Annotated in this window: 8 protein-coding genes; all 8 read left to right on the top strand. The window is 40.9% G+C overall.

Annotated elements, in window-relative coordinates; genetic code table 11:
* Positions 1 to 561: 561 nt before the first annotated feature.
* The 8 genes from C1E99_RS12750 (at position 562) to C1E99_RS12715 (ending at position 6,631) form a co-directional block, all read left to right on the top strand.
* Entirely contained in the window at positions 562 to 1,104 is a 543-nt protein-coding gene (locus C1E99_RS12750; protein WP_105207722.1) for a hypothetical protein, read from the top strand.
* A gap of 12 nt (positions 1,105 to 1,116) precedes the next feature.
* Positions 1,117 to 2,820 (top strand): hypothetical protein, encoded by a 1,704-nt coding sequence (locus tag C1E99_RS12745; RefSeq protein ID WP_105207721.1) that lies wholly within the window; start codon positions 1,117 to 1,119, stop codon positions 2,818 to 2,820.
* A gap of 168 nt (positions 2,821 to 2,988) precedes the next feature.
* The gene (locus C1E99_RS12740) at positions 2,989 to 3,666 is read left to right on the top strand and encodes a LexA family transcriptional regulator (protein ID WP_105207720.1); all 678 of its coding nucleotides are present in this window, start codon (positions 2,989 to 2,991) and stop codon (positions 3,664 to 3,666) included.
* A 9-nt stretch (positions 3,667 to 3,675) separates the two neighbouring features.
* Positions 3,676 to 5,091, top strand: a complete 1,416-nt coding sequence (locus C1E99_RS12735) for a Y-family DNA polymerase (protein ID WP_105207719.1) — start codon at positions 3,676 to 3,678, stop codon at positions 5,089 to 5,091.
* Positions 5,088 to 5,441 carry a hypothetical protein gene (locus tag C1E99_RS12730; protein WP_105207718.1) on the top strand — a complete coding sequence of 118 codons (354 nt, stop codon included), beginning with the start codon at positions 5,088 to 5,090 and terminating at the stop codon, positions 5,439 to 5,441. Before C1E99_RS12735 ends, C1E99_RS12730 begins: the two co-directional genes overlap by 4 nt.
* Positions 5,438 to 5,746: a DUF5960 family protein gene (locus tag C1E99_RS12725; protein ID WP_105108089.1), complete on the top strand. Its 309-nt coding sequence runs from the start codon at positions 5,438 to 5,440 to the stop codon at positions 5,744 to 5,746. Before C1E99_RS12730 ends, C1E99_RS12725 begins: the two co-directional genes overlap by 4 nt.
* 99 nt (positions 5,747 to 5,845) lie before the next feature.
* Complete coding sequence (locus C1E99_RS12720; protein WP_105207717.1) at positions 5,846 to 6,295, top strand: pyridoxamine 5'-phosphate oxidase family protein; 450 nt, start codon at positions 5,846 to 5,848, stop codon at positions 6,293 to 6,295.
* 60 nt (positions 6,296 to 6,355) lie between these two features.
* Positions 6,356 to 6,631, top strand: coding sequence for a hypothetical protein (locus C1E99_RS12715; RefSeq protein ID WP_105207716.1), 276 nt, complete (start codon positions 6,356 to 6,358; stop codon positions 6,629 to 6,631).
* The last annotated feature ends 63 nt before the right edge of the window (positions 6,632 to 6,694 follow it).

Genomic DNA, 6,694 nt, shown 5'->3' with positions numbered 1-6,694 from the left:
AATGCCCGAAGCTAAGAACTAGGCTCTTTCTAGATACTTTTCATTTTTTTATCAGTTCGATTGTTTTTACTTGACAAAGGGCTTTACATATCAGTTTTTCTTTTATTACTTCGACGATCGAGGAAACGTCGTTTCCTTATTTCCGAGTTCAAACACTCCACTGGAGTGTTTGAACTCGCCTTGCCTGATTTTGTAAAAGTGACTTGCTTTGCAAGTATTATCTCCAACCTTGCACAGTCCATTGACTGTGCAAGCAGTCTGGGGGATACGAATAATCCGGTGGAGTGAAACAGTTTGGGGAACTGTTTCAGCCTGAGCCTGAAAACAAAAAAGCGAAGTACCTCAGCTAGTCAATGCCTAGAAACAAGAAAGCATTGAGTTATGCCTGCGGCTTTTGATGCGAACTTTGTTCGCTTTATTTCCAACCTCCAACTATCTCCCAGATAGTTGGATCTAGTACTAAAAGTAAACTAAAAGACTATACATGAAAAGCTTGTCATATTGGCAGGCTTTTCTCTAACAAAGTGCTATACTAAAGCTAGTAAGGAGAGGAGTTTTGATATGGCAAACTATGTCTATCAGCAAGTCGTTTGTTCTCAGGAATTTTTTGAAACTTATTTTTTAGACTACTATCCGATTGATGAGAATAGAATAGCGCCGCCTTATATCAGTTTCAATAAACTTGTTAATGTGAAAGATATTGGTGTCTATAGAGAACAATTTGGTGAGTATATTTATTATGGATATAGTTTCACCTATAAGATGCGCTCGGATGGCTTGATGGTGCTAACTTTTGCGACAAAGCGTGATTATCCTATAGCTGCGATTAGAGCAGCAATCCAATTGGACCATAGCCTGGAGTGGTATGCGATTGAGGAAAATTGTATCTATGTTTCTCGTTTTTATTGGCATCGAGGGGTTCAAGAAGCGGTCTGTTTGTTGTATGATGATTTTGGGAAATGGGCCTGGGATAGATACGAGTTTGAAGAATCACTAGCTGATTCAGATCACATTGTGTGGTATTTTCTATTGGAGAATGATGTAAGCTGGCTTGGCTGGTCCCCTAATCTGGGATTGCCAAAATTCTATGAGAGAGATAGGTGAAAGGTAAGTTTTATGTGGACAAGAAGAATACGGTATATCACCGATCCAGAACAACTGGCAGAATATTTGGTATCTGTTGGTCATTTTCATGATGGTTTGATTGGTTCCTTTTCTTATGATAGCACGTCAGCTAGCCTACGCTTGACCATTGAAGAGGATTGTTTAGCAGAAAGTCCTTCTAATGCGCCAGCCCTGGTTTGGGATTTGGAGTGTCAGGGAGTGACAGGTTTTAGAATGCAAGACATGGAGGGGCTTTCAAGGTGGTGGATTTATGAAGTGTTGTATGATGGCACTACTTTCCAATTTCAGCTGGTGAATGGTTATTTTGGCTTCTCAGCAGAATGTTTTAAGTTGGGAATTCCTCATAAACCGGCTACAGAAGGGCACCCAGCCATTACTCGTTTGCAGTATGATTATTTTCTGCAAGAATTTGAGGCGGGGATGAATGTTGATGAGACTGCTTTTCGTTTTGAGACAGATAATCAGGATATTCTTCGATATATTGGATATTCAGGAAATGAAGAACCCTACTGGGCAGGTTTGTCAGATCTACCAGATGGTGGAAGATTTAAGACAGCTAAAGAGCTTTTTGAGGCAAAAATTTATGATGGTCAATCTCTCAAGGAAAGATGGAATGAGGTTAACATTTTTAGTATTCTTTCATTACCGTTAGAAGATTGGTTGAGCTATGTCGACCATTCTGTTGAAACGCATGTTTACGAGCCGGAGGATGACTATGGTCTATTTATCAATGGGGTTGAATTGGATGGATTTATTGATGAGGAGGGAAAAGCTTGTCCATCATGTGGCAAAGATAAATGTTATTTAGATGATTATGATGACTATTGTTGTCCCTATTGCAATATCTGGTTGACGGCGGACTATTGGGATTGGGATGAAGTGCATTATTTTGAAAAACGCCCTCTCGAGCCAGAACTCTTATGGAAACCGAGTAAAATGCTAAGGTTTTGTAAGGTTCAATTTTTAAATGGTGGCAAGCTGTATTCTTATTATTGTCCTGATCGAGCTATAAAAAAGGGCGATTGGGTGGAAGTTCCAGTTGGCAAGCAAGCTGCAAAAAAAGCTGTTCGGGTAGTGGATATCGTTATGGCTCCGGCCAATAAGCCTCCCTATCCTTTGGATAAAATGAAAACTGTATTAGGAAAATCAAGAGAGTGGTCAGAAATCATTGCGGACACGATGAAGAATTTACTGGAAACTGCTAACATTTGTGACTTATCTGAGGGCAAAATCCTAGCGGATACATCGATAGCTTATGACCTTTTGAAAACTCCGATAGGTCATTTCTGGTTGGAATTAAATGATCAGCCTATAAAAATGTCGGTATTGTCTAGTTATTCAAAGCCTGAGGACAAGTACTTTGTGGAAGGTTCTTACCATATGAAACCTGTTGATAGGAATTTTACTGATTTTAAGAGTTTGACTATTTGCACAGATATTGACCTTGGAAAAGCTAGATTGATTGATAACCTAAATGGAGAGGGTCAGTACGGGAATAATTGGCAAGTTGCTGATTACGATATCGGCATTGTCGCCCATCCCTATTCCTACTATGAAGATGAAGTAGAGGATACAATCCTAGGATTACCCTATTATTGTAAATGGCCTGAAGGTTACGAGCATCTATTTGGTTTTTCTGTGGCTTGGAAAAACTATACTTCTGACGAGGATTTATCCATCTGTTTTAATGTGTAAGAAGGATTTTATCGTAAATAGTGGCTATCATCGCTTGGTTGATAGCTTCTTTTTTTTTATTTTTTAGTGCATAGTCCCTAAAATCAATAGATAAAATTCATCCTTGCCAGTTAAGCGTTTATTTTGTATAATAAAGTTACTTTATAAAGAAACTTACTGAGGTGAAGGATGTTTTCAGGGGAGCGTTTGCGAGCGATTCGTTTGGTCAATGAGATGACGCAGGAAAATCTAGGGAAGTTGGTTGGTGTTGGGAAGGTGACGATTTCTAAGTGGGAATCAGAGACGACGGTTCCCAATGCCAAGCATCTGCGGGCTTTGGAGGAGACCTTTTTGGTGGCTAAAGGTTACTTTGAGTCGGATTTTGAGCTCTTGTCAGTCTACCATAAACTGACTAGTGCTCATCAGGGAAAGGTGATGCGTTACTCACAGCGTTTGTTAGAGGAACAGGAGCAGTCTATACAATTTGTGGCTTATCAGGTTCGGACCAATATTTTGCTGTCGGCAGGGCCTGGTGAGACCTTTGAGGATGAGTTTGAGACAGAAACGGTTTATTTTGATAGAGAGATGGACCATGACGTAGCGACTTGGATTAAGGGGAATTCCATGGAGCCTATGTTCCAATCAGGAGAGGTAGCGCTTATCAAGGAGACTGGTTTTGATTATGACGGTGGTATCTATGCTATTGTTTGGTTTGGTCATACCTATATCAAGCGTGTGTATCGGGAGGAGGAAGGATTCCGTCTTGTCTCGATAAATCCAGACCATCCGGATAAGTTTGCCTTTTACGAAGACCAGCCAAGAATTGTAGGTAAGGTTGTTGGTCATTTTATGCCCTTGGCTGTCTAGGTGGTTAGTATGGGGATAATTGATTATTCTAAGGAGCCGGTTTCGGATATTGCCTTTGTCGATATGAAATCCTTCTATGCTTCTGTAGAATGTGTCGAGCGAGGGCTGAACCCCTTGACAACTTCCCTGTGTGTCCTTAGTCGAGATGACCACTCAAATGGGTTAATCTTAGCAAGCTCGCCTGTTTTTAAACAGGTCTTTGGTCGTGATAATGTCGGAAGGACTCATGAATTGCCTTTTGACATTCGGACGAGGAAATTTTCTTATCAAAATGCTAAAAGGAATGGTTTACCCATGACTCCTGACTATATCCGTTACGTTGAGTACTGGGCCAAGCATTCCTACATTGTTCCTCCTCGGATGGAATTGTATATCGAAAAAAATATTGAGATACAAAAAATTTTCGAAGATTTTGCTAGTCGAGATGAGATTTTTCCATATTCTATTGATGAAGGTTTCCTTGATTTGACCACTTCTTTGGACTATTTCGTAAAGGATCCTGCTTTATCGCGTAAGGTGAAATTGGATAGAGTGGCTGATCGGATTCAGCATGCGATTTGGGCACAAACGGGTGTCTATGCGACAGTTGGGATGAGCAATGCCAATCCCTTATTGGCTAAGCTAGCCTTGGATAATGAAGCTAAGAAAACTAAAACCATGCGGGCAAATTGGTCCTATCAAGATGTGGAAAGCAAGGTTTGGAATATCTCGAGATTGACCGATTTTTGGGGAATTGGGCATCGAACAGAAAAACGTCTGCATCAGTTGGGAATTTATTCGGTGAAAGAGCTAGCCTTGGCCAATCCAGATCTTCTAAAAAAAGAATTCGGTGTCATGGGGACTCAGATGTGGTTCCATGCCCATGGAGTAGATGAATCCAATCTCAAAAATCCCTATCGTCCAAAGAGCAAGGGGATCGGCAACAGTCAGACACTGGATCGAGATTATACAGATAAACAAGACTTAGAGATTTTGTTACGGGGGTTTACTAGTCAAGTTGCACGGCGTTTGCGGAAAAAGGGTAAAAAAACCAAGAGAGTTGGTCTGACACTTATGTTTTCAAGTCGAGAGAATCGGATGCCTATACTGGTGCAACGAACGATCGAACCCACAAGTGACTATAAGCGTTTAGCTGCTATTGTTATTGATTTGTTTCGAGAGAAATACAAGGATGGGGCCATTCGTCGAGTAGGGATTCGCTTTGATCAATTAGTAGATGAATCGGTAATGGTTATTGGATTATTTGATGATATCGAACAGTTGGAGAGAGATGAGCGATTGCAGAAAGCTATAGACAGCATTCAAAACAAGTATGGTTTTACATCATTGGTCACAGCAGATGTATTGGATCCTGCCTCAAGGGTCTTCGAACGTAGCAGACTGGTGGGTGGACATTCCGCCGGTGGATTGGAGGGGTTGGAATGATTGATCGGAGTTACTTGCCTTTTGACTCAGTTCGGTTCTATCAGGATAGGGGAATGGCTAAATGGATGGGATTTTTCATTTCGGAGCACACGACTGCCTTGCAGGAATCATCAGTTGATGTAGAGGAGATGGAGCAGTTGCCCTTGTCACAAAAGCTCTTCCTCCTTAATCAGTTGTTCTTGCAGCAATTAGTAGGGAAATTCTTAGTACAAGAAGGCGGAGAACGGCGGTATCGTATCGGCACAATTGCAGACATAACCAAGGAGTATCTTATTCTGAGGGAGATGGACGGGCATGTGAGAATTCCGATGGATAGACTGTTGGCGTTTGATTTGGAGGAAGAAGAATGAAGAAAAGGCTAGCTCGACAAAACGAATGGCAGTTTGATTATTTTTCGGAAAATTACCATCAATTTGAAGAAGATTTTTATAAATATTCGGCACTGGATACTCCCTTGAGTTTTTTGGCGGATGATATTCTGTTGACAATGGCTAGTTCAGGAAAAGCCTATTTTCGTCTCAATAAAGAGGTGGCCAAGGATGGTCGAGATCATTATTTTTTGTTTCGGATTAAAATGGCGGACTTAAAGGTGCAAAATCGTACCTTTGTTTATCTTGGTTCGACGGTTCAGCTAGGGAGTATTCATAATAGCTAAGAATGGGAAAATATTTGGTAGTATTTTTGTATGTTAACCTTAACTTTCCCTATGGAATTTGCTATAATTTAGGTAGAATGTAAGTCTAGGAGGCTACTTATGGAAGTCAAAGATGTCATGGAAATTTTGGAAGGAATGAAGCTAGGGATTTTTGCGACGGTTGATGCAGATGGAAATCCTCATGCGCGGCCTATCCATATCACAGCTGCCAATGAAGATGGTATTTTCTTTATGACAGGTTCGGAAACGCATTTCTATCAGCAACTGATGGGGGATGAGCGCGTGGCGCTAACCGCTCTGTCAGAAGAAGACTACTTGATTCAGGTCATCCGCATTGAAGGGAAGGTGCGTCCGGCTAGTCAAGAACTCTTGGAGAAGGTTTTTGCGGATAATCCCTATGTTCAACATGTTTATAAGGACGAAGAAAGTCGCAAGACCATGCAGATTTTCCAAGTCTATGAGGGAGATGGCTTCTATCATAGTTTGACCCAGGGTCATAAGTATGTCTTTAAAATCAATAGCGGAGCAAGTCGTGCACGGACAATCTAAGGGGTTGGACCTGCCTTTCTATGCTATACTAGAACGAAATAACCAAAAGTAGGAGATGCCATGACCAAATATGCCCTCTTTTCTTATTCGACAGGAAATATTGGCGATGAGATTCAGTCGGTAGCAGCGAGTCGTTTTTTACCACAGATTGATTACTATGTGAACAGGGATTATTTAAATGAATTCCAGTATGATGGTGAGGAATCAATCAAGCTTATCATGAATGGCTGGTATTCCCATCGTCCGGAAAATTTTCCATTAAAAAATGAAAAAATCGATCCTCTATTGATATACTCCCCTTATAGTGGACAGCGAAAAAACAAAAATTTTCACTAGAAACTATGAGGGGAGTTTTATTATGTCCAAAAGAAGTCCAAAATCTGTCTCTGAGAAACTAGA

It is taken from the genome of Streptococcus suis, assembly GCF_002964045.1.
GTDB classification, from domain to species: Bacteria; Bacillota; Bacilli; order Lactobacillales; family Streptococcaceae; genus Streptococcus; species Streptococcus suis_U.
This window is presented reverse-complemented; position numbering and strand designations above follow the sequence as displayed.